This window comes from Streptomyces tauricus (assembly GCF_014650955.1).
GTDB classification, from domain to species: domain Bacteria; phylum Actinomycetota; class Actinomycetes; order Streptomycetales; family Streptomycetaceae; genus Streptomyces; species Streptomyces tauricus.
This window is the reverse complement of the sequence record NZ_BMVY01000017.1, coordinates 28118-52249: the sequence shown is the minus strand read 5'-3', so window position 1 is coordinate 52249 and position 24132 is coordinate 28118. Positions and strand designations below refer to the sequence as shown.

The following is a 24132-nucleotide window of genomic DNA, read 5'->3' as shown; positions in this document are numbered from 1 at the left end:
CGTAACCAAATGGCAACAACGGAATCACTTGTTGGAGCACCGTTGCTCTGTCAGGATCGGCACTCAAATCGAGCTGGAGCTACGCCGACCCCTCGGGTTCGGGGAGTGCGGCGGAGGAGAGCGAAATGCACAATCCGGGCCATCCCTTCCAGGCGCAGGACCGCTTCGCGGACGGCGCGCAGTACATCGCGGGCCGGCTGGCCAAGGGCACGTCCGGCCGGAGCCACACGGTCGTCGACCCCGCCACCGGCGACGACATCCACACGTACGAGCTGGCGGGCACGGACGACGTGGATACGGCGGTCGGGGCTGCGAGGGAGGCGTTTTCCGGCTGGTCCGGTGCCACGCCGGGCGAGCGCTCCGACGCCCTGCACCGCTTCGCCGCCGTGCTCGCCGACCGCGCCGAGGAGTTCGCCCAGGCGGAGTCCCTGCAGTGCGGCAAGCCGATCAAGCTGACCCGGGAGTTCGACGTCCCGGGCACGATCGACAACACCGCCTTCTTCGCGGGCGTCGCCCGGCACCTTCAGGGGCAGTCCGCCGGTGAGTACTCCGGCGACCACACCTCGTACGTACGGCGTGAGGCGATCGGGGTCGTCGGCTCCATCGCTCCCTGGAACTATCCCCTTCAGATGGCCGCCTGGAAGGTCCTCCCGGCGATCGCCGCCGGCAACACGATCGTCCTCAAGCCCGCCGAGCTGACCCCCTTCACCTCCCTGCTGTTCGCGGAGGCGGCGACCGCGGCGGGCATCCCGGACGGTGTCATCAACATCGTCACAGGGGCGGGGAGGGAGGCCGGTGAGCATCTTGTCGGGCATCCCGACGTCGTCATGACCTCCTTCACCGGGTCCACCGCCGTCGGCAAGCGCGTCGCCGAGATCGCCACCTCCACGGTCAAGCGCCTCCACCTGGAACTCGGCGGCAAGGCCCCCTTCGTGGTCTTCGACGACGCGGACCTGGAGGCCGCCGTGCACGGCGCGGTGGCGGGCTCCCTCATCAACACGGGCCAGGACTGCACGGCCGCCACGCGCGCGTACGTGCAAAGGCCCCTCTACGAAGAGTTCGTTTCGAGGACCGCGGAGCTGATGGAGAGCGTCCGGCTCGGCGATCCGTTCGCGCCGGACACCGACCTCGGGCCGCTGATCTCCGTCGCCCAGCGCGACCGTGTCGCCGCTTTCGTGGACCGGGCGCGCTCCTACGCGCGCGTGGTCACCGGCGGTGAGATCCCGAAGGGGCTTGAGCACGGCGCGTACTACCGGCCGACCCTCGTCGCCGATGCCGCACAGGACAGCGAGATCGTGCAGTCCGAGATCTTCGGCCCGGTCCTGGTGGTCGTCCCCTTCGACAGCGACGACGAAGGCATCCGGCTCGCCAACGACACCCCGTACGGTCTCGCCGCCTCCGCGTGGAGCCGTGATGTGTACCGGGCGAACCGGGCGACGCGCGAGATCAAGGCGGGCTGTGTGTGGGTCAACGACCACATCCCGATCATCAGCGAGATGCCCCACGGCGGTTACAAGGCGTCCGGCTTCGGCAAGGACATGTCCGCGTACTCGTTCGAGGAGTACACACAGATCAAGCACGTCATGTTCGACAACACCGCGGTGGCCAGGAAGGACTGGCACCGCACGATCTTCGGGGACCGTTAGTCGCCATTGGCCCGGACCAGGCCGAAACCTCCCGAAAGGGCACCACGAGCATGGAGCAGTACGAGCCCGATCAACTGTCCCCGGCCCGACTGGCCGCCGTGCGGCGCAGTCTCCGCAACGGCAGGGCCTCGCTCAGCCGCCGTTCGCTGCTGCGCGCCTCGACGGGCGGCGCGCTCGCCCTCGGCGGACTGGGGACCCTGAGCGCCTGCGGGATCCCGGCGGCGAAGAACACCGCCGGCGTCTCGTCCGAGGACCACTCGGCCAAGGAGAAGCAGATCAACTTCTCCAACTGGACCGAGTACATGGACGTCGACGACAGCGAGAAGCGGCACCCGACGCTCGACACGTTCGCCGAACGCACCGGCATCAAGGTCAAGTACACCGAGGACATCAACGACAACGTCGAGTTCTTCGGGAAGCTCAAGCCGCAGCTCGCGGCGGGCCAGGACACCGGGCGCGACCTCATCTGCGTCACCGACTGGCTGGCCGCCCGGCTGATCCGCTTCGGCTGGGTGCAGAAGCTGGACGCGTCCAACCTGCCGCACGCCTACGCCAACCTCTCCCAGCAGTTCCGTACGCCGGACTGGGACCCGGGGCGCGCGTACTCGTATCCCTGGACCGGTATCTCCACCGTCATCGCCTACAACAAGAAGGCGCTGGACGGCGTGGAGGTGACGTCCCTCTCCGACATGCTCGACAACCCCAAGCTCAAGGGGCGTATCGGCCTCCTGTCGGAGATGCGCGACAGCATCGGGATGACGCTGCTCGATCTCGGCAAGGACCCGGAGAAGTTCACGGACGACGACTTCGACACGGCGGTCGCCCGGCTGCAGAAGGCCGTCGACAAGGGCCAGATCCGCCGCTTCACCGGCAACGACTACACGTCCGACCTCACCAAGGGCGACCTCGCGGCCTGTCTCGCCTGGGCCGGTGACGTCGTCCAGCTCAAGGCGGACAGCCCGGACGTCGACTTCCTCATCCCGGACAGCGGCTATCTGACGTCCACGGACAACCTGCTCGTCCCCAACAAGGCACGGCACAAGTCGAACGCCGAGCGGCTGATCGACTACTACTACGAGCCCGGCCCCGCCGCGCAGCTGGCCGCGTACATCAACTACGTGTGTCCCGTCGACGGGGTGAAGGCCGAGCTGGCGAAGATCGACAAGTCGGCGGCGAACAACCCGCTGATCATTCCCGACGCCGCCATGGCCGCCAAGTCACACTCCTTCCGCTCCCTGAGCACCAAGGAAGAGACGGCGTACGAAGAGAAGTTCGCAAAGCTGACGGGGGCGTGATCACCGTGACCACCAACAACAGTGCCAAGAACACTGCCAAGAACAGTGCGGAGGCCGGCGGCGACGTCCGCCTCTGCGGCATCAGCAAGACCTACGGCTCCTTCACCGCCGTCCGGCCGCTCGACCTGACCGTCCCCCAGGGGTCGTTCTTCGCCCTCCTGGGAGCGTCGGGCTGCGGCAAGACCACCACGCTGCGCATGATCGCCGGCCTGGAGGAACCTTCCTCCGGAACGGTCTTCCTCGGCGACCAGGACGTGACGAACCTGCCCCCGTACCGGCGCCCGGTGAACACCGTCTTCCAGTCGTACGCCCTCTTCCCGCACCTCGACATCTTCGAGAACGTCGCCTTCGGTCTGCGCCGGCGCGGCATCAAGTCGGTGAAGAAGCAGGTCGGCGAGATGCTCGACCTGGTCCAGCTCGGCGAGCAGGCCCGCAAGAAGCCGCACCAGCTCTCCGGCGGCCAGCAGCAGCGCGTCGCCGTCGCCCGCGCGCTGATCAACACCCCCAAGGTGCTCCTCCTCGACGAGCCCCTCGGCGCCCTCGACCTCAAACTGCGCCGCCAGATGCAACTGGAGCTCAAGCGCATCCAGACCGAGGTCGGCATCACGTTCATCCACGTCACGCACGACCAGGAGGAGGCCATGACCATGGCCGACACGGTCGCCGTGATGAACGGCGGACGTGTCGAACAGCTCGGCGCGCCCGCCGACCTCTACGAGAACCCGCAGACCACGTTCGTCGCCAACTTCCTCGGCACCTCCAACCTCATCGAGGCCGAGGTCGACGCCCGGAGCGGCGACGAGATCGTCCTCAGGGCGGGCGGCGGCAAGCTCGTCCTGCCCGAGGCCCGATGTTCGGCGCCCACGACGACCGGCGGCAAGGTCCTGGTGGGGGTCCGCCCCGAGAAGATCTCCCTCACGCACGCCGACGAGGCGGGCGAGATCCCGGCGGGCCGCAACCGCATCACCGGCACGATCGCCGACTCCAGTTTCATCGGCGTCTCCACGCAGTACGTCATCGACAGCCCGGTCTGTCCGGAGTTCGAGGTCTACGCCCAGAACATCGACCGCGACCCCCGGCTCGTACCCGGCGCCGAGGTCGTCCTGCACTGGAACCCCGCGCACACCTTCGGCCTCGACGCGGCCCAGGACATCGATGCCGGTATCGAGACCGTCGAGGAAGAGGGGGCGGCGGCCTGATGGCGACCGTCACCGACGCGCCACCCCTGGCGCCCGCACCCGCCCCGAAGGAGCGCCCCCCTCGCAAGAGGGGCCGCCTCACCCCGTACTGGCTGCTGCTCCCCGGCATCCTCTGGCTGGTCGTCTTCTTCGCCCTGCCGATGGTCTACCAGGCCTCCACGTCCGTGCAGACGGGCTCCCTGGAGGACGGCTACAAGGTCACCTGGCACTTCGCGACCTACTGGGACGCGGTGGCCGACTACTGGCCGCAGTTCCTGCGCTCCATCGCGTACGCCGGTACCGCCACGATCCTGTGTCTGCTGCTCGGCTACCCGCTCGCGTATCTGATCGCGTTCCGCGCGGGCCGCTGGCGCAACCTGATCCTGATCCTGGTCATCGCGCCGTTCTTCACGAGCTTCCTGATCCGTACGCTCGCCTGGAAGACGATCCTCGCGGACAGCGGCCCGGTCGTCGGCGCCCTCAACACGCTGCACGTCCTGGACGTCACGAGCTGGCTCGGCGTCACGGCCGGGGACCGCGTCCTCGCCACCCCGCTCGCGGTGGTCTGCGGTCTCACGTACAACTTCCTGCCGTTCATGATCCTGCCGCTCTACACCTCCCTCGAACGCATCGACGGGCGGCTGCACGAGGCGGCCGGCGACCTGTACGCGCGCCCCTTCACGACCTTCCGCAAGGTGACCTTCCCCCTGTCGATGCCCGGTGTGGTCTCCGGGACGCTGCTCACGTTCATCCCGGCGAGCGGCGACTACGTGAACGCCGACCTGCTCGGCTCCACCGACACCCGTATGGTCGGAAACGTCATCCAGACGCAGTTCCTGCGCATTCTCGACTATCCGACGGCCGCGGCTCTCTCCTTCATTCTCATGGCGGGAATCCTGGCCGTCGTCACGCTCTACATCCGTAAGTCCGGGACGGAGGATCTGGTTTAGATGGGCCTCTTGCGCTGGTTCAAACGCCGTCTCGTCGTCATCGCGGGTCTGCTGACGCTCGGATATCTGCTGCTGCCGAACATCGTCGTCACGGTGTTCTCCTTCAACAATCCGAAGGGGCGCTTCAACTACGAATGGCAGCGGTTCTCCACGGACGCCTGGACCGATCCCTGCGGGGTCGCCGACCTCTGCGGCTCGCTCTCACTGAGCCTGCAGATCGCCGCCTGGGCGACACTCGGCGCCACCGTCCTCGGCACGATGATCGCCTTCGCGCTGGTCCGCTACCGCTTCCGCGCACGCGGCGCCGTGAACTCGCTGATCTTCCTGCCGATGGCGATGCCCGAGGTCGTCATGGCCGCCTCGCTGCTCACACTCTTCCTCAACCTGGGCGCCCAGCTCGGCTTCTGGACGATCCTGATCGCCCACATCATGTTCTGCCTGAGCTTCGTGGTCACCGCCGTCAAGGCACGCGTGATGTCGATGGACCCACGCCTGGAACAGGCCGCGCAGGACCTCTACGCGGGTCCCCTGCAGACCTTCCTGCGCGTCACGCTGCCCATCGCCGCGCCCGGAATCGCCGCGGGAGCGCTGCTCGCCTTCGCGCTCTCCTTCGACGACTTCATCATCACCAATTTCAACGCCGGTTCGACCGTCACGTTCCCGATGTTCGTCTGGGGTTCCGCACAGCGCGGCACACCCGTTCAGATCAACGTCATCGGTACGGCCATGTTCCTCATCGCCGTACTGTTCGTGCTGGCCGGAATGGTCATCAGCAACCGCCGAAACCGCCAGAAGGCATAACCGCAGCAAATTTGTTGGGAGTTGAAATCATGGCCCCGAGCGCCATGAGTCGCCACAATAATCGGACCGAGAACAACCGGGGCGGCAACAACTGGGCCAAGTCGCTTTCCGACGCCCAGCCGCTCGCGTACTGGCTGGACGACCCCGCCAAACCCCGCCCCGAGCCCGCGCTCACCGCCGCCGAGACCTGCGACCTGCTCGTCGTCGGCGGGGGCTACAGCGGACTGTGGACCGCGCTTCTCGCCAAGGAGCGCGACCCCGGGCGCGAGGTGGTGCTGCTGGAGGGCCGCGAGGTGGGCTGGGCCGCCTCGGGCCGCAACGGCGGATTCTGCGCCGCCTCCCTCACCCACGGCCTGTCCAACGGCCTGACCCGCTGGCCCGACGAGATCCACAAGCTGGAGGAACTGGGCGCCCGCAACCTCGACGGCATCGAGGAGGCCGTCGCCCGCTACTCCCTCGACTGCGACTTCGAGCGCTCCGGCGAGATCGACGTCGCCACCGAGCCGTACCAGGCGGCCGAACTGCGCGACTGGCACGAGGAACTGAAGGAGCGCGGCCTCGCCGACGGCGTCGAGTACCTGGACACCGACGCCGTACGGGAGCAGGTGAACTCACCGACCTTCCTCGGCGGCCTGCACGACCGCCGGGGTGTCGCCATGCTGCACCCCGCCAAACTGGCCTGGGGCCTCAAGCGCGCCTGCGTGGAACTGGGGGTGCGCGTGTACGAGAACACGCCCGCGCTCACCCTGAAGGCGTACGGCGCGGGAATGGCCGTAGGCACGCCGTACGGGAGTGTGCGCGCCCGCCGGGTCGCCCTCGGTACGAACATCTTCCCGAACCTGGTCAAGCGCGTGCGGTCGTACACCGTCCCGGTCTACGACTACGCGCTGATGACCGAGCCGCTGACCGCGGAACAGCTCGCCTCGATCGGCTGGAAGAACCGGCAGGGGCTCGGGGACTCGGCGAACCAGTTCCACTACTTCCGGCTGTCCGCCGACAACCGCATCCTGTGGGGCGGCTACGACGCGGTCTACCCGTACGGCGGCCGGGTGCGCGCCGAGTACGACGACCGGCCGGACACGTACGCGAAGCTCGCCGGGCACTTCTTCACCTGCTTCCCGCAGCTCGAAGGCGTCCGGTTCACCCACGCGTGGGGCGGCGCGATCGACACGTGCTCCCGTTTCTCGGCCTTCTTCGGCACCGCGCACGGGGGCCGGGTCGCCTACGCGGCGGGCTATACGGGCCTCGGTGTCGGCGCGACCCGGTTCGGCGCGGACGTGATGCTCGACCTGCTGGCGGGGGAGCGCACGGAGCGTACGGAGCTGGAGATGGTCCGCAAGAAGCCGCTGCCCTTCCCGCCGGAGCCGTTCGCGTGGACGGGCATCGCGCTCACCAAGTGGTCCCTCGCCCGGGCGGACGCGCACGGCGGCCGGCGCAATCTCTGGCTGCGGACGATGGACCGGGTGGGTCTCGGCTTCGACAGCTGAGCGCGCGGCTGAGGGCGCGCGGGCGCGCGCACGATCCACGGGCGTACGCCCAGCTCGGCCACGTGATCCGATTCACCACCAACTGACGTACCCAAGCCGCGTAATGCCCGGCCCGAACCTCCCTCTCCCCTGTGACGCGACCAGCGTCGACACGAGAGAGGGAGGTTCCGCCATGACGGAGGCCAGGACGCCGGTCGAGTGGCTGGCATCGGGGGCGCCGGATCCCGACGCCTGCCGCTGGGAGTGGGAGCGCAACCCGGCCGGGATCGCGCTGCTGCCGGCGGGCAGGCTCTGGGACGTGCTCATCCTGCCGGGCCGGCTCGGCTATCCGACACTCGACGTGCTGTCCCGCGTGCTCGACCAACCCGGGCCGGTGCTCGTCGACTTCGGTGACGCGCGCATGGGTTTCTTCGTCCCGCCGGGGACGGCCGCGCGCTGGCTGGGCACGGGGGTGCGTACGGCGGGCCGCGGTACGTGGATCGTCGTCCCGTATCCCGGGCGCTCGACCGGCGGGGTCCGCTGGCTGATCCCCCCGGACGGCTCCGGCACGCTCACCGACCCGGCGCTGCTGGAACTGGCCATGCACGAGGCGGCGGCCGGCCTGGCGACCGACCGCCGTGACCGAGGCGTGGATGACGGATAGCCGCCGGAGGTCTTGACAACCCAATTGGTCTGGACCAAGTTGGGCGCGCTCCATCCTCCCGATTTCCCCACGCCAGGAGGTACTTGTGGATCGCGTCAGACCCGTTCACAGATCCGCCCTCGCGCTCTGTGCGGCCGCCGTCCTGGCCGCGTCGGGTGTCACCGCACTCTCGTCGGCCGCCCGTGCGGCCGACGCGGACCTGGCCCGCAACGGCGGGTTCGAAGCGGGCCTCGACGGCTGGACCTGCACGGCGGGCTCCGCCGTCGGCTCACCCGTCCGCAGCGGAGCCTCGGCGCTGCAGGCGACCCCGGCCGGCACCGACAACGCGCGGTGCGCGCAGACCGTGACCGTCCGGCCCGACTCCCAGTACACGCTCGCCGGACACGTCCGCGGCTCCTACGTCTACCTCGGCGCGAGCGGCACCGGCACCACCGACGTCTCCGCCTGGACCCAGTCCGCACCGGACTGGCAGCGGCTCGCCACGACCTTCCGCACCGGCCCCTCCACCACCCGGGTCACGATCTACACGCACGGCTGGTACGGCACCGGTGCCTATAACGCCGACGACATCTCCCTGGTCGGACCCGGCGGAGACGCGGTTCAGCCACCGGCCGCACCCACCGCGGTCACGGTCGGCACGGTGACTTCCACCGCCGTCGGCCTGTCCTGGCCCGCGGTGCCGGGTGCGACGGGCTACACGGTCTACCGCAACGGGACGAAGACCCAGACGGCGACCGGGACATCGGCCACCGTCGGCGGGCTCAGCCCGTCGACCGCGTACTCCTTCCAGGTCACCGCCGTGAACGCCGCCGGGGAGTCCGCGAAGTCCCCGGTCGTCACGGCGACCACCGCGGCGGGCCCGGGCGGCGGCGACCCCGCGGACCTGCCCGCCCACGCCCTGGTCGGCTACCTCCACGCGAGCTTCGCCAACGGTTCCGGCTACACGCGCATGGCCGACGTCCCGGACAGCTGGGACGTCATCGACCTGGCCTTCGGCGAACCGACCTCGGTCACCTCGGGCGACATCCGCTTCGACCGCTGCCCGGCGACCGAGTGCCCGGGGGTCGAGTCCGACGCCGAGTTCAAGGCGGCGATCAAGGCCAAGCAGGCCGCCGGCAAAAAGGTCCTGATCTCGATCGGCGGCCAGAACGGCCAGGTGCAGCTGACGACGACGGCCGCGCGCGACACGTTCGTCTCCTCGGTCTCGAAGATCATCGACACCTACGGGCTCGACGGCCTCGACATCGACTTCGAGGGCCACTCGCTCTCCCTCAACGCCGACGACACCGACTTCAGGAACCCGAAGACCCCGGTGATCGTGAACCTCATCTCGGCGCTGAAGACCCTCAAGACCAAGTACGGCGACGACTTCGTCCTGACGATGGCCCCGGAGACGTTCTTCGTCCAGCTCGGCTACCAGTACTACGGAACGGGCAAGTGGGGCGGCCAGGACCCGCGCGCCGGCGCGTACCTCCCGGTCATCCACGCCCTGCGCGACGACCTGACGCTCCTGCACGTCCAGGACTACAACTCCGGCCCGATCATGGGCCTCGACAACCAGTACCACTCCATGGGCGGGGCCGACTTCCACATCGCCATGACCGACATGCTCCTCACCGGCTTCCCGGTGGCGGGCGACGCGGCCAACGTCTTCCCGCCGCTGCGCCCGGACCAGATAGCCATCGGCATGCCGGCCACGACGAACGCGGGCAACGGCCACGTACCGCCGAGCGAGGTCAACAAGTCCCTGGACTGCCTGACGAAGAAGGCCAACTGCGGCTCCTACACGCCGCACGGCACCTGGCCGGCCCTGCGCGGCCTGATGACATGGTCGATCAACTGGGACCGCTTCGGAGGCTGGGAGTTCTCGAAGAACTTCGACGGTTACTTCGGCTGAGCGGCCGTGCCGCCGCTGTTCAGGAACGTCGCCAGTCCCAGCAGCAGCACGGCGCTCAGACACCAGCTCCCCGCCACGTCCAGGGGCCAGTGGTAGCCGCGGCGGACCAGGCCGAAGCTCACGGCTGCCACCAGGACCAGGCAGGCGATGGTGAGTTCGCGGCGCAGGTAGCGGTTGCGGAGCCAGGGGAGCAGGAGGAGGACGGCGGCTCCGTAGGCGACGGCGGCCGTGGCGGTGTGGCCCGAGGGGTAGTAGCCGTCGCCCGCCATACCGGGCGGGCCGGTGCGGCCCACGGCCTCCTTCAGCGGGACGACCAGGAGCGGTACGGCGGCCATGGTGAGCAGGGCCGCGAGCGGGGGCAGCCACCAGCGGGGGAGGTCCGCCCGCAGCGCCCGCCACGCTACGTACGCGGCGACCGCGGCCAGGACCGGGACGGCGACCGCGATGTTGCCGAGATCCGCGAGGAACTCGGCGGCACCCGTCGGAAGGCGGCTGCCCTCGACCGTCCGGGCGAGCCGCTCGTCGGCGCGGCGCACCGGGCCGTCGACGGAGACCTGCCAGGTGAGGAGGGCGAAGAGGAGGAGGGGGAGGCCGGCGAGCGGGGCCACCGCCCGGGCGCGGGTTCTCGCGACCGATGGGCTCTCGTCTTCGCCGTGGCTGTCGCTGCCACTACCGCTGTCGCTGTCGGGCGCGTGTGGCGAGGGATGCCGGTCCGGGGCGCTGGTCATGCCCACAGCGTGCCAGGAATACCCGGCCGGGCCGATCAGGGGCGCCGCGTCTGATCAGTGCCCCGTCAGGGGCGCGGAGAACTGCGCGGCCCGCCACGACGCACCCGCAGCCGACGTCCGCTGCGGAACGGGCCACACAGCCGGCGCCGGACGCGCCGAAGGGCTTGCACCAGGGGGGGTAGGTGCAAGCCCTTCGGTGGTTCCTGACCGGGTTGTCGCGCGCCCCGGGGGGTTTGGGGCGAGCGACTGTCCGATCGGTGAGGAGACCCGGAGCACAAGGCTCCGGTTGTGTGCGCGAAGGCACGACCAGGGCGAAGCTGGGGAGGCCCCGTCCTGATGTCGCCCACAGTCCCCTGTGGGCGGGGTGCATCTCTCATCTGCGTAGAACCTACGACAGCGAAAGGGCGTCCGACAGACGGATTCCTTTCCCGCCATGCACCTCGCACACCTTCTTCACACGCCCCGCTCCTGCGACAGGTCCGGAGCCCCGGCGGCGGATCCGATGAGACGGTTCCCGCTCAGATGCGGGTCAGATGCGGGTCAGATGCGGATCGGATGCGGGTCAGGTGCAGATCAGATACGGGCGAAAGCCTGCTCGATGATGTCCAGGCCCTCGTTCAGCAGGTCCTCGCCGATGACCAGCGGCGGCAGGAAGCGCAGTACGTTCCCGTAGGTGCCACAGGTCAGGACCAGCAGCCCCTCCTGGTGGCAGGCCTTGGCGAGCGCGGCGGTCGCCTCCGCGTTCGGCTCCTTCGTCGTACGGTCCTTGACCAGCTCGATCGCGATCATCGCGCCCCGGCCGCGGACGTCGCCGATGATGTCGAACTTCTCGGCCATCGCGCCCAGCCGGGCCTTCATGACGGCCTCGATGTTCTTCGCCTTCGCGTTGAGGTCCAGCTCCTTCATCGTCTCGATGGAGCCGAGCGCGCCGGCGCAGGCCACCGGGTTGCCGCCGTAGGTGCCGCCCAGGCCGCCCGCGTGCGCGGCGTCCATGATCTCGGCGCGGCCCGTCACGGCGGCCAGCGGCAGACCGCCCGCGATGCCCTTGGCGGTGGTGATCAGGTCCGGGACGATGCCCTCGTCCTCGCACGCGAACCACTGGCCGGTACGGCAGAACCCGGACTGGATCTCGTCGGCGACGAAGACGATGCCGTTGTCGGTCGCGAACTTGCTGAGGGCCGGCAGGAAGCCCTTGGCGGGCTCGATGAAACCGCCCTCGCCGAGCACCGGCTCGATGATGATCGCGGCCACGTTGTCCGGACCGACCTGCTTGGTGATCTCGTCGATGGCCTGCGCGGCGGCCTCGGCACCCGCGTTCTCCGGACCGGTCGGCCAGCGGTAGCCGTACGCCACCGGCACGCGGTACACCTCGGGCGCGAACGGGCCGAAGCCGTGCTTGTACGGCATGTTCTTCGCGGTCAGCGCCATCGTGAGGTTGGTGCGCCCGTGGTAGCCGTGGTCGAAGACGACGACCGCCTGCCGCTTGGTGTAGGCACGCGCGATCTTGACGGCGTTCTCGACGGCCTCGGCGCCGCTGTTGAACAGGGCGCTCTTCTTGGCGTGGTCCCCGGGCGTCAGCTCGGCGAGAGCCTCGGCGACGGCCACGTAACCCTCGTACGGGGTGACCATGAAACAGGTGTGGGTGAAGTCCTGGAGCTGGGCGGCGGCCCGGCGTACGACGGCCTCGGCGGAGGCGCCGACGGACGTCACGGCGATACCGGAACCGAAGTCGATGAGCCGGTTCCCGTCGACGTCCTCAAGGATGCCGCCACCGGCGCGCGCCGTGAAGACGGGCAGCACGGACCCCACACCGGCCGCGACCGCCGCGGTACGGCGGGCCTGCAGCTCCTGCGACTTCGGGCCGGGAATGGCGGTGACGATGCGGCGCTCCTGCGGAACTGCGCTCATGAGGGGCTCCCTGGGGTCGTGCGAACGGCTGACTGCGAACGGATTCTCTCGAATGTCCGGCTTCCTTCTTCGCAGGCTAGGGCCGGGACCGGGGGGTGGGCATGCTCCATCTGGGCGGTGTCGGAGAAGCCGCTTGTCCGTCTTGGACAGAGGGGAGGACGGAGAGGCGGGGATGGCGGTCGGGGAGGGCAGGAGGAGGCCGGGCGTCCGTATCGCCGCGCTCCCGGCCGGGTAAGCGGCCCGGTAAGCGGTGAACTCCCTTTGGGAGGGCGTTAGATTGACTCGCAACCACGTACGGAGCGGCTGGTCAGGGGTGGCAGAGGCGATGGACAGCGACGGCACGCACGACGCACGGGGCACACACGCCGATCGTGTGCCGCGGCCGGCCGGGCCGCCCCGGGTGCCGCCGCGGCCCACGCAGGCGCCCGGCGGGCCACCGCGGCCGGACGGATCCGCCTTCCTGAGCTGGCTGCGTACGCCCCGGCCGGAAGCCGCACCGGGCGTGTGGCGGTTCGGGCACCGGCCACGGCCGGAGGTGGAACCGGAGCAGATTCCGGCCCGGCAGCTGCTCAGCGGGGCGTTCATCGCCTTTCTTGTGGGTTGGCTCATCTGGTCGCTTGTCTCGAACCGCTACCTGGGCCAGTACTGGTTGTGGCCCTACTACGCCGTCACTCCGGAAGAGTGGAAGATCCCCGAGAACCATGGTGACGCGGTAAAGGGGGACATCGCGTCGAGGATCTACTACGGACTGGTCCTTTTCGGGATCATGATGGGAGCCGGGCGCCTCGGCCGATGGTCCGAGGTGTGGCGCCGTTACATCGTTCCTGTGCTGCGTCGCATCACCTCGCCCCCGCCAGGCCCGACAACACCCACACCCGAAGAAGACCCCGCCCAGTGGAACGTCCTCCGCGCAGCCGGAGCCGTCGACGCCGCCGAGCGGCTCGGGGCCGACGCGCGGGCCGGGCTGATGCGCGATGTCGACCACGCCCGGATCACCCGCGCCTGGGAGGGCGTGCGCAGCGGACGTCACAGCCTCGCCACCTTCACCGGCGCCGTACTGCGGGAGGGCGCCGCCGCCTGTCTGCACCCCTCCGGCGACCGGGACCTGCCGGGCCGGCTCGCGCAGCACGATCTCGTCACGGGACAGGTGCGCCTCGGCACGACCGCCGACGACCCCCGTAACCCGTACGCCTATCGCGGCACCGGGATGGCGCTCGGGCCCGAGCTGCTGGGGACCTCACTGCTCGCCGTCGGGCCAGCCGGGTCCGGCAAGACCGGCGGTGTCGTCTGGCCGCTCGTCGAGTCGCTGTGCCTGCACGCGCTCGCCGGGCGGGCGGCCGTGGTCGTCGTCGGGGCCGCGGGCGCGGGCCTCGGACCCGTGGACGCGTACGACGTCGTGGTGCGGGTGGGCAACCCCGAGTCCGTGTACGACATCGACCTGTACGGCGGCACCACCGACCCGGACGAGGCCGCGGCCGTGCTCGCCGAGGCCCTCGTCGGTGATCTCGCCGACCCGCATCCCAGCGGGGACAGCCGACGGTCCACCACTGTGCTCGCCCAACTGCTCGGGCCGTACCGGGCCGTTTACGGACGCTTCCCCTCCGTGCCCGAACTGCGGCAGCTCCTCGACGGCGCTCCCGGCCCGCTCGGCGCGCTCCGCAAGGCGCTCACCGAGGGCGGCCAGGAGTCGCTGCTGAGGGAACTCGACGCACGCGAGCGGCAGCTGGGGCAGCCCGGCGATCTGGGCGGGGTGCTCGCCGACCGGGTGGCGCTGCTCGACCGGCCCGCCTTCGCCGGTTTCTTCGACACCTCCGGACAGACACGGCCCTTCTCCCTGCGCGCGCTCGACCACCCCGTACGCGTACGGATCGACCTGCCCCAGCGCGGGCACGCGGACGCCTCACGGATCCTCTCCCGGCTCGTGCTCGCCCAGTTCGCGGCCAGTGTCGCGGTCCGCGAGGACCGGTCGCTGTTCGCCTGCCTCGTGCTCGACGACGCCACCGGGGTCGTCACCCCCGAGGCCGTACGGGGGATCCAGCGGCTGCGGTCCGCCAACGCCGGGGTCGTGATGACCCTGCGCACGCTCGACGACGCGCCCCGCCCGCTGCGTTCGCCGCTGCTCGGCGCCATCGGGTGCCGGGTGGCGCTGTCCGGGCTCACCCCGTGGGACGGGCAGGACTTCGCCGAGGTCTGGGGCAAGGAGTGGATCGAGGCGCGGGACGTCACCGACCGCCAGATCATCGCGGAGACACCGGCCGGAAAGGCCGTCCACATGCTGCGCCGGGTGATCACCGGCAACGCGCCCACCGCCCGGGCCGTCACCGTGCGCCAGGTCGAACGGGAACGGTGGTCGGCGTCCGAACTGGCGCACGCCGTGCCCCCGGGCCACGCGGTGCTCTCGCTCACCAGCGTGCGCGGGGAGCACGCGCCCCCACTCCTGGTGGACCTGCGGAACCCGGGTTAACTGAGCCGCGCCGGAGCCATCGGGGGGCGTGCCCAGCGCGGTATCCGGACATCGTCCGGCAGAGTGTCTGGACATATGGTCACGGGTCGACCGGACGGTAAGGCAGAATCGGCACAGGCCGTTCATACACGGCGGCCAAAAGATCACCTCATCCGTGACCGCCGAAGAACCCGTGACCGTCCAAGAACCTGTGAAGACCTGAAGACCTTTAGACCTGAAGGCCCCATGCCCCCCACGCTCGCCTCCCTCGTCCACCACTCGGCGCTCAAACTCACCGTGCGCGCGGGCAAGGAACGGCTGGACACCCCCGTGCGCTGGGTGCACGCCAGCGAGCTCACCGACCCCGTGCCCTACATGGAGGGCGGCGAACTCCTCCTCATCACGGCGCTCAAACTGGACGCCGAGGACGCCGACGCCATGCGCCGGTATGTGAAGCGGCTGGTCGGGGCCGGGGTGGCCGGGCTCGGCTTCGCCGTCGGCGTGCACTACGAGAAGATCCCCGAGGCACTGGCCGACGCGGCGGCGGAAGAGGGCCTGCCGCTCCTGGAGGTCCCCCGGCGCACCCCCTTCCTCGCCATCAGCAAGGCCGTCTCCGCGGCCATCGCGGCCGACCAGTACCGGGCGGTGACCGCGGGGTTCGCCGCCCAGCGCGAACTGACCAGGCAGGCGCTGAGCGACGGCCCCGAAGGGCTGCTGTCCGCGCTCGCCTCACAGGTCGACGGGTGGGCCGCGCTGTACGACGCCTCCGGTGCCGTCGTGGCCACCGCGCCCGAATGGGCGGGCCGCAGGGCCGCCCGGATCACCGAGGACGTGGAGCGGCTGCGCGACCGGCCCGCGCCGGCCAGCTCCGTCGTCGGCGGGGAGCCCGCGGACGGCACGGACGGCGAGGACCGGGTCGAGCTGCACTCGCTGGGGACCGGGCGCCGCTCCCGTGGCGCGCTCGCCGTCGGGACCGCGTCCGCGCTGGGCACGGCCGAGCGGTACGCCGTGCACTCCGCGATCGCCCTGCTGACACTCGTCACGGAACGGTCCCGTTCGCTGTACGCCGCCGAGCAGCGGATCGGCGCCGCCGTGCTGCGCATGCTGCTCGCCGGACAGCCCGATCACGCCCGCGGGGTCGCCGGGGACCTGTACGGCGGGCTGCTCGACGCGCCCTACCGGATGATGCTCGCCGAGGCCGCGTCCGCGTCCGCCGGGCGGGCCCGGGCCAGGGGCGGTGCCGACGCCGACGAGGTCGACGCGGCCGGTGTCGAGGCGGCCTCGGCCGTGCTCGCCGAGGCCGGGGGCGATCTGGTGGGCGGGTTCGTCGAGGTCGCGGAGGCCGCGGCCGCCCGGTCCGGTGAGGCCGTACTGGTCGTGCCCGACGGGGAGCGGCGGCTCGTGGTGCTCGCCGCGGACGGGGGTGCGGTCGTCGCCGCCTGCACCCGGTACGCGCACACCGTCGGGATCGCGCGGAGCGGTTCCGAACAGGGGACCGACGAGGACGAGCTGGTCGTGGGGGTGTCCGCGCCCGCAGGCCCGGTCGCCGCCGGGGCCGCGTACAAGCAGGCCGAGCAGGCGCTGTCCGTCGCCCGGCGGCGGGGGCGGGTGCTCGTCGAGCACGAAGAGGTGGCTACGGGGTCCGTGGTGCCGTTGCTGGCGGACGACGCGGTGCGGGCGTTCGCGGACGGGCTGCTGCGGGCGTTGCACGAGCACGACGCGACCGGGCGGGGGGATCTGGTCGCCTCGCTGCGGGCGTGGTTGTCGCGGCACGGGCAGTGGGACGCGGCCGCGGCGGATCTGGGGGTGCATCGGCATACGTTGCGGTACCGGATGCGGCGGGTCGAGGAGATTCTCGGGCGGTCTCTGGATGATCCGGATGTGCGGATGGAGTTGTGGCTGGCTTTGAAGGCGACGGCTTCCGCCACGGCGCCCGCGGGGGAGTAGGTCGGCTGCGGCCGGGCTTGGTTCTTTGGTGCGGGTGGGTGGGGCTGGGGTTTGCGCCGTTCCCCGCGCCCCTGAAAAGCGAAAAGATTGCGCCGTTCCCCGCGCCCCTGAAGACGGAAAGATTGCGCCGTTCCCCGCGCCCCTAAAAGCGCAACCGCGCCCCCGCACCCGCGGTCCCGCACCATGTCCTACGAAGTGGAGTCCTGCCTTACGGCAGTGCTCCTTCGTGGATAAGTGGGTCCTGGGGGTGGCGGGCCTACCGTGGGGGCGTTGAGCAGTTGACCTACTTCTTGGAAGGGCCGGGGACCTCATGACTTCCACCCATGCCTTCTGGCTTGCCGGGCGCCAGGCCACCGGTGAGGCCACCTTCGATGTCACGTCGCCCTGGGACGGGCGCCTCGTCGGCAGGGTCGGTGTGCCGAGTGACGCGCAGGTCGAGGAGGCCGTCGCCGCCGCCCACGCCGTGCGCGACGAGTTCGCCGCCACCCCCGCCCACGTACGCGCCGCGGCCCTCGACCACGTGAGCAAGCGGCTCGTGGAGCGGACCGAGGAGATCGCCCGGCTCATCTCCGCCGAGAACGGCAAGCCGGTCAAGTGGGCCCGCGGCGAGGTCGGCCGGGCCGTGTCCGTGTTCCGGTTCGCCGCCGAGGAGGCCCGCCGGTTCAACGGCGGCGAGGCCCAGCGGCTCGACACCGACGCGGGCGGCCAGGGGCGGCTCGCCCTCACCCGGCGCTTCCCGAAGGGCGTCGTGCTCGGCATCGCGCCCTTCAACTTCCCGCTCAACCTGTGCGCCCACAAGATCGCCCCGGCCATCGCGGCGGGCGCGCCCATCATCCTCAAGCCCGCCCCCGCGACCCCGCTGAGCGGTCTGGTCATCGGTGAGCTGCTGGCCGAGACGGACCTGCCGGCCGGCTCCTGGTCCGTGCTGCCCGTCGCCAACGACAAGATGCCCGCACTGGTGCGGGACGAGCGGCTGCCCGTCATCTCCTTCACCGGGTCCGACAAGGTCGGCTACGCGATCATGGACTCCGTGCCGCGCAAGCACCTCACCCTGGAGCTGGGCGGCAACGGCGCGGCCGTCGTGCTCGCCGACTGGGCCAGCGACCAGGACCTCGACTGGGCCGCGACCCGTATCGCGACCTTCAGCAACTACCAGGGCGGCCAGTCCTGCATCTCCGTGCAGCGCGTCGTCGCGGACGCGTCGGTGTACGACCGGCTGCTGCCCCGCATCGTCGCCGCCGTCGAGGCCCAGGTGACCGGCGACCCCTCCGACGACACGACCGACGTCGGCCCGCTGGTGAGCGAGGACGCGGCGAAGCGTGTCGAGTCGTGGGTCGACGAGGCCGTCGCGGCCGGCGCCGAACTGCTCGCCGGCGGCAAGCGCGACGGCGCCTCGTACGCGCCGACCGTGCTGGCCGGCGTACCCGCCGACGTGACGATCTCCTGCGAGGAGGTCTTCGGGCCCGTCCTCACCGTGCAGAAGGTGGACGGCGAGGCCGCCGCCTTCGCCGCCGTCAACGAGTCCAAGTACGGGCTTCAGGCAGGGGTGTTCACCCACGACCTGCAGACCGCCTTCCGGGCCCACCGGGCGCTGGAGGTGGGCGGCGTGGTCATCGGGGACGTCCCCTCCTACCGCGCCGACCAGATGCCGTACGGCGGTGTGAAGCAGTCCGGTGTCGGGCGCGAGGGTGTGCGGTTCGCCATGGACGACTACACCTACGAGCGCGTACTCGTCCTCACGGGGCTCGCTCTCTGACCCGTACGCGGCGATACGGATGGATCGACGGCCGGAGCCCGCTGCGCGGGGGCTCCGGCCGTCGCCGTGTGGCGCGCGTCCCAGCGGCCGCAGTCCGGCGGCCCCGGCAGTCCGGCAGCCCCTATGGCTAGTGACAATCGTTTTCATGTAGTGTGCCGGGCATGGCCGTCCCGAAGCGCAAGATGTCCCGTTCCAACACCCGGCACCGCAGGTCCCAGTGGAAGGCGGCGACGCCCGATCTCGTCCCCTTCCACGTCGACGGACGCGAGTACGCCGTGCCCCGCCGGCTGATCCGCGCCTACGAGCGCGGGCTCATCAAGCCGGAGGGGTGATCCCGCCCCACCCCGGACGAAGGGGCCCGGCACCGCTGCCTTACGGTGCCGGGTCCCTTCCTTGTGCCGCCGGTCCTCCCCGGCCCCTCAGCCGGAGAAGCCGACGTGCGCGAGCCGCAGCGGGCCGCGCAGCTCGACGCGCAGGTCGTGGACACCGGACGCGTCGAACGGCGTGGTGACGGAGGTGTAGGCGTACGGGCCCGTCGTGGGGGCGATGTCCAGGTGGGCGATCGCCCGGCCGTCGTCCAGCGCCAGTTCGAGGGTGCCCTCGCCCGACACCTCGACCGTGACCGACCGGGTACCCGGGCCGAAATCGCAGGCACGATAGCGCAGTTCGGCCGATTCCCCGTCGGCGCCGGGCGTGACCGCGTCGCCCGACCGTTTCGTACGGTCGACGATCTCGGCGCCCCGCTGCTCGTCGAAGTCGGCCGAGCGCAGGCCGCGTTCGAGGACCGGGCGCGGGGCGGGAGGCGTACCGGCCGGTTCGATCGTCGCGCTGAGGCGGATGTCCTCGGCGGACGCGCCCGCGAGGAGTTCGTACCCGCCGGGTTCAAGACGCCGGACGCCGTGGGCGACGTCCCAGAACTCGAAGGCGGAGAGCGGGAGTTCGAAGGAGAGTTCCGTGGTGGCGCCCGCCGGGAGGTGGACGCGGCGGTGGGCCAGCAGCTCCCGGCGGGGGCGCGGCACGGACGGGGACACCGGGCGGCCGTAGAGCTGGGCCACCTCGTCGGCCGCCGTGTCACCGGTGTTGGTGACCGTGAAGGTGACCTGCGCGGACTCCTCCCCGACCCGCGCCGCCAGGTCCCCGTACACGAAGGACGCGTACGACAGGCCGTGGCCGAACGGGAAGAGCGGAGTGCCCTCGAAGTACAGATACGTCTGGCGGCCGCCGATCACGTCGTAGTCGAGGAGGCCGGGCAGATCGGTGTCCGAGGCGTACCAGGTCTGGGGGAGGTGGCCCGCGGGGGAGACGTCTCCCGCCAGGACGCGGGCCAGCGCCGTGCCCGCCGCCTGGCCGCCGTGGGCCGTCCAGAGGACGGCGGGGAGGTCCGCGGGGTCGATCGCGTAGGGGTACGAGGACGTGAGGATCAGGGCCGTGCGCGGGTTCGCCGCGCGGGCCGCTTCGAGAAGTCGTCGCTGGTGGGCGGGGAGGGCGAGGGTGGTGCGGTCTTCCGTCTCGCGCCCGTTGATGTGCGGGTCGTTGCCCGCGACCACGAGGACGACATCGGCGGAGGCCGCAGCGCGCGCCACCGCGCTCTCGCCGTGCTCGGTGATCTCCAGTTCCAGGACCGCCGGATTCTCGTCGGCAACCTTTACGCCGTCGGCGGTCACAGAGACGTAGCGACCCGTGCCGACATGCCTGAGGAGGTGCCCGTTCCCGTGCTCCTTCCCGTGCCCGTTCTCGTGCCCGCCCTCTCGGGAACCCCGGGGTTCCAGCCGGAACGTCTCCTGGACGACCCACCCGCCGGGCTGGTCCGCCGAGGCCCGTACGAAGCCGTCCTCGGCGACCGAGAGGTACCGGCCGTCGGGAGCGCGGAGGGTGAGGACGCCCTCGCCCCAGTCGATCAGCGCCAGTTCGGTGCCCACGGCGTCGGTGGTGAGCGGGGGCAGGTCGGTGCGGCCCGCGAGGAGGGCCGGGTCCAGCGCGCCCTCGGCCCCGCGGACCTCCTCACTCGCGTCGTCCGCGGGCGGCACGCTCAGATACGTACCGTCGGAGGTCCTCAGGCGTACGCGGTCCACGCCCTCGGCGAAGTCCACGCGGTCGGCGCCGAAGCGGTCGTACAGGCCCTCCAGTGGTGTGGACCGGTGGATGAGGGTGCCGCTGTACCAGTCGAGCTTGCACTCGTCGGCGAGCAGGCCGACCACCGCGATGCGGGTGCCGTCCCCGGTGAGGGGGAGCAGGCCGTCGTTCTTCAGCAGGACGATCGCCTGTTCCGCCGCCTCCCGGGCGAGCGCCCGGTGCGCGGGGGTGTCGAAGTCCTTGGCGTCCGCGTAGGGGTCCAGGAGCGGGTCGAACTCGCCGAGGCGGAAGCGGACCGACAGTTGGCGGCGGACCGCCGTGTCGATGTCGGCCTCGGTCAACAGGCCCTGGTCCAGGGCTCCCCGGACCCGTTCGACGATCTTCGAGCTGTCCGTGCCGTGGTCCGTGAAGCTGTCGACGCCGGCGAGCAGCGCCGCGGCCGTCGCCTCCTCGTGCGTGTCGAAGTAGTGCTCCGAGTCGACCAGGTTCGAGGGCGCGCCCGCGTCCGAGCAGACCAGCAGGTCCTGCTCCGTCCAGGCGCGCAACTGCTCGGCCAGGTACGGCGACACATGGTTGGGGCGGCCGTTGACCAGGTTGTACGCGGGCATCACCCCGGCCACCGCGCCCGCCTCGACCGTCTCCCGGAAGGCCCGCAGGTCGTACTCGTGCAGCACCCGGGGGCGTACCGAACTCGACGCGGTGGCCCGGTCCGTCTCGTTGTTGTGCGCGAGCCAGTGCTTGAGGACCGGGGCCGTGCGCCAGTAGGCGGGATGGTCGCCGCGCAGACCGCGGGTGTACGCGGTGGCGATCGCCGAGGTCAGCCGCGGATCCTCCGAGTAGCCCTCCTCGTTGCGGCCCCACAGGGGGTGGCGCAGCAGATTCACCGTGGGCGCCCAGACGTTGAGGCCGACCCGGTCGTCGCGCGAACGCATCGCGCGGGCCTCGGTGGACACCGCCTCGCCCACCCGGCGCACCAACTCCTCGTTCCAGGTCGCGCCCAGGCCGACCGCCTGCGGGAACACGGTCGCGGGGCCCATCCAGGCCACCCCGTGCAGCGCCTCCTGGCCGGTGCGGAACGCGGTGACGCCGAGGCGCTCCACCGCGGGCCCGAACTGGTGCAGCATCGCCACCCGTTCGTCGAGGGTGAGCCGCGACAGAAGATCGTCGATGCGCTTCGCGAACGGCAGCTGCGAGTCGCGGAAAAGCGGCGTTTGTGCAGTCACGCGAGGATCCCTTTGCGGAAGACGGGGAAGGTCGATGGTGAGCTTTCGAAGCGCTTCGATGCTCATTCGACGAGTGGTCGGGTGTCAAGACACCCATCCGCAACAACTCCGGATCCTCACCGCCATCCACCGCCACGCCAAGGGGAGCAAGCGACCGGTACAGACCTCTCACTGTCCGGCGCACCTCCGAGGAATGTTTGAATCGGGCCTTGTGCACCCCCAGGTGTTCACTTAACCTCGCAGCAACATCGAAGCGCTTCGACTAATCGAAGGTACTGCTCCTGGGTGCGCGGACCTCCGAGGTTCACTTCAGCTCAGCTCAGCCGGTGCGACCGCAGCACGTGCAACGTCAGCTCAGCCGCCGCAACCGCACCTCATACGCCGCAACTTCAGCTCAGCCAGTTCCGCTCAAGACACCGCAGCCGACGGCCACTCCGCCGGGTGTCCTGCTGTGCGCCACGAAGGGTTGACGCAATGACGCCGAACACCTCCGCCTCCGGCCCCGACCGGAGAAGCTTCCTCGCCTCCACGGCGGTCGCCACCGTCGCGGTGGCCGGCGGTATGCCGCTGCTGGCCGCCTGCGGCGGCTCCGACGGGGGCAAGAAGGAGGGCACGACCTCGGGCAAGGACGCGAAGAAGATCCTTCCCACCTTCGTGGCGCAGAACGTGGTGACGCCGGACATCGCGTCGAAGAACGGCTCCTCGCTCGGCTTCACCGGCAAGCTCGTCACGGCCGACCTGAAGACCTCGGTGTCCGGGAAGCTCGGCAAGGGCAGCACCATCAAGATCATGTCGCCGTTCTGGGGCTCACCGCCGAAGGGCGACAACCCCTACTACAAGGCGATGAACGAGAAGATCGGCGCGAACGTCGTCTGGCAGAACCAGGACGGCAACACCTACGACGAGAAGCTGGGCGCGGTCCTCGCCTCCAGCGACATGCCGGACGTCGTGGTGATCCCCGGCTGGAACATGGGCGGCAAGATACCCAGCGCCATCATCAGCAAGATGGCCGACCTCGGCCCGTACCTCTCCGGTGACAAGGTCAAGGACTACCCGAACCTCGCCGCCGTCCCGACCGACGCCTGGCAGCGCTCCATCTTCGGCGGCAAGCTGCGCGGCCTGCCGATGCCCAGCTCGTACGTCGTCAACATCGTGCCGTACTACCGCAAGGACATCTTCGACGAGAAGGGCTACGAACTCCCCACCTCGGCGGCCGAGTTCCTGGCCCTGGCCAAGGAGATCACCAGCGCGAAGGCGAAGGTGTGGGCCTGCGACGACATGAAGTGGACGGCCTTCAACAGCTTCGGTGTGCTGTCCGGCAGCGAGAAGCCGCTCGGCTGGAACCTCGTCGACGGCAAGCTGGTCTACCGCGTCGAGACCGACGAGTACCTCGAAGCGCTGGAGTGGACGCGCAAGCTGTACGCGGCGGGAGTCGTCCACCCGGACGCCAAGGCGCAGAACCAGGGTGACTCCAGTCTGCGCTTCACCTCGGGCGAAGTCCTCATCTACAACAACGACATCTCGCACTGGTGGGCCAAGACCACCGAACAGGCCGCGCAGAACAAGGACTTCCGTATCGACGGCATGGACATCTTCGGCCATGACGGCGGGGACCCCACGCTGTGGGCGGGCGCGCCCGCGAGCATCTTCGCCTTCGTCAACAAGAAGGCGTCCAAGGCCGTGATCCAGGACGTGCTGGCCGCCGCGAACGTCACCGCCGCCCCGTACGGCACTGAGGAGTACATGCTCACGAACTACGGGGTCGAGGGCACGCACTACACGGTCAAGGACGGCACGCCCACCAAGAACGACAAGGGCAACCAGGAAGTCCTGAACGCCTTCGTGATGCTGGCGAGCCCCGCCTCGACGATCGCGCACCCCGACCTTCCGGACATCGCGAAGGCGCAGGTCGAATGGCAGCAGCGGATGGGCGCCCTGACCAGGAAGTCCCCCTTCTACGGCCTCCAGATCATCGAACCGGCCCGCTACACGAACCTCGCCAACGACTTCGAGCAGCTGGAGGACGACATCGTCCGCGGCCGCAAGAAGATCAGCGACATGCAGCAGGCCGTGTCGGACTGGAAGAGCCAGGGCGGCGACAAGCTGCGGGACTGGTACGGGAAGCTGCTGGACGACAGCGGATCCGCGCAGGGGTGA

16 protein-coding genes are annotated in these 24132 nt (G+C 70.3%); 13 read left to right on the top strand and 3 right to left on the bottom strand.

Annotated elements, in window-relative coordinates; genetic code table 11:
• Window positions 1-125: 125 nt before the first annotated feature.
• From IE278_RS24305 to IE278_RS24270, 8 genes are all read left to right on the top strand, one after another.
• Window positions 126-1646, top strand: coding sequence for a gamma-aminobutyraldehyde dehydrogenase (locus tag IE278_RS24305; protein ID WP_189775384.1), 1521 nt, complete (start codon window positions 126-128; stop codon window positions 1644-1646).
• Between the two features lie 50 nt (window positions 1647-1696).
• Window positions 1697-2941, top strand: coding sequence for a polyamine ABC transporter substrate-binding protein (locus IE278_RS24300; protein WP_189775383.1), 1245 nt, complete (start codon window positions 1697-1699; stop codon window positions 2939-2941).
• Window positions 2938-4140, top strand: coding sequence for an ABC transporter ATP-binding protein (locus IE278_RS24295; RefSeq protein ID WP_373312071.1), 1203 nt, complete (start codon window positions 2938-2940; stop codon window positions 4138-4140). Before IE278_RS24300 ends, IE278_RS24295 begins: the two co-directional genes overlap by 4 nt.
• A complete protein-coding gene (locus tag IE278_RS24290; RefSeq protein WP_189775382.1) occupies window positions 4140-5069 on the top strand; it encodes an ABC transporter permease in 930 nt (309 codons plus the stop codon). The genes IE278_RS24295 and IE278_RS24290 overlap by 1 nt, the downstream gene beginning before the upstream one ends.
• Entirely contained in the window at window positions 5070-5870 is an 801-nt protein-coding gene (locus IE278_RS24285) for an ABC transporter permease (protein WP_189775381.1), read from the top strand.
• A 29-nt stretch (window positions 5871-5899) separates the two neighbouring features.
• Window positions 5900-7357 carry an NAD(P)/FAD-dependent oxidoreductase gene (locus IE278_RS24280; protein ID WP_189775380.1) on the top strand — a complete coding sequence of 486 codons (1458 nt, stop codon included), beginning with the start codon at window positions 5900-5902 and terminating at the stop codon, window positions 7355-7357.
• A gap of 172 nt (window positions 7358-7529) precedes the next feature.
• Window positions 7530-8000 carry a hypothetical protein gene (locus tag IE278_RS24275; RefSeq protein WP_189775379.1) on the top strand — a complete coding sequence of 157 codons (471 nt, stop codon included), beginning with the start codon at window positions 7530-7532 and terminating at the stop codon, window positions 7998-8000.
• 85 nt (window positions 8001-8085) lie between these two features.
• Window positions 8086-9897 (top strand): chitinase, encoded by a 1812-nt coding sequence (locus IE278_RS24270; protein ID WP_189775378.1) that lies wholly within the window; start codon window positions 8086-8088, stop codon window positions 9895-9897.
• Here IE278_RS24270 and IE278_RS24265 read toward each other — a convergent pair.
• Both IE278_RS24265 and gabT read right to left on the bottom strand, forming a co-directional pair.
• The gene (locus IE278_RS24265; RefSeq protein ID WP_189775377.1) at window positions 9885-10625 is read right to left on the bottom strand and encodes a phosphatase PAP2 family protein; all 741 of its coding nucleotides are present in this window, start codon (window positions 10623-10625) and stop codon (window positions 9885-9887) included. The genes IE278_RS24270 and IE278_RS24265 overlap by 13 nt on opposite strands.
• Window positions 10626-11198: 573 nt before the next feature.
• A complete protein-coding gene (gabT, locus tag IE278_RS24260) occupies window positions 11199-12533 on the bottom strand; it encodes a 4-aminobutyrate--2-oxoglutarate transaminase (protein ID WP_189775376.1) in 1335 nt (444 codons plus the stop codon).
• 325 nt (window positions 12534-12858) lie between these two features.
• Between gabT and IE278_RS24255 the strand changes: the two genes are divergently transcribed.
• The 4 genes from IE278_RS24255 (at window position 12859) to rpmF (ending at window position 19011) form a co-directional block, all read left to right on the top strand.
• Complete coding sequence (locus tag IE278_RS24255) at window positions 12859-14997, top strand: ATP-binding protein (protein WP_189775471.1); 2139 nt, start codon at window positions 12859-12861, stop codon at window positions 14995-14997.
• 225 nt (window positions 14998-15222) lie between these two features.
• Window positions 15223-16923: a PucR family transcriptional regulator gene (locus tag IE278_RS43400; protein WP_189775375.1), complete on the top strand. Its 1701-nt coding sequence runs from the start codon at window positions 15223-15225 to the stop codon at window positions 16921-16923.
• A 310-nt stretch (window positions 16924-17233) separates the two neighbouring features.
• A complete protein-coding gene (locus IE278_RS24245; protein WP_189775374.1) occupies window positions 17234-18679 on the top strand; it encodes an aldehyde dehydrogenase family protein in 1446 nt (481 codons plus the stop codon).
• A gap of 161 nt (window positions 18680-18840) precedes the next feature.
• Window positions 18841-19011, top strand: a complete 171-nt coding sequence (gene rpmF, locus IE278_RS24240; RefSeq protein ID WP_189775373.1) for a 50S ribosomal protein L32 — start codon at window positions 18841-18843, stop codon at window positions 19009-19011.
• 87 nt (window positions 19012-19098) lie between these two features.
• On the opposite strand, the gene IE278_RS24235 is transcribed toward rpmF, so the two are convergent.
• Window positions 19099-21975 carry a glycoside hydrolase family 3 C-terminal domain-containing protein gene (locus IE278_RS24235; RefSeq protein ID WP_189775372.1) on the bottom strand — a complete coding sequence of 959 codons (2877 nt, stop codon included), beginning with the start codon at window positions 21973-21975 and terminating at the stop codon, window positions 19099-19101.
• A gap of 474 nt (window positions 21976-22449) precedes the next feature.
• Here IE278_RS24235 and IE278_RS24230 point away from each other — a divergent pair, with 474 nt between their 5' ends.
• Entirely contained in the window at window positions 22450-24132 is a 1683-nt protein-coding gene (locus IE278_RS24230) for an extracellular solute-binding protein (RefSeq protein WP_189775371.1), read from the top strand.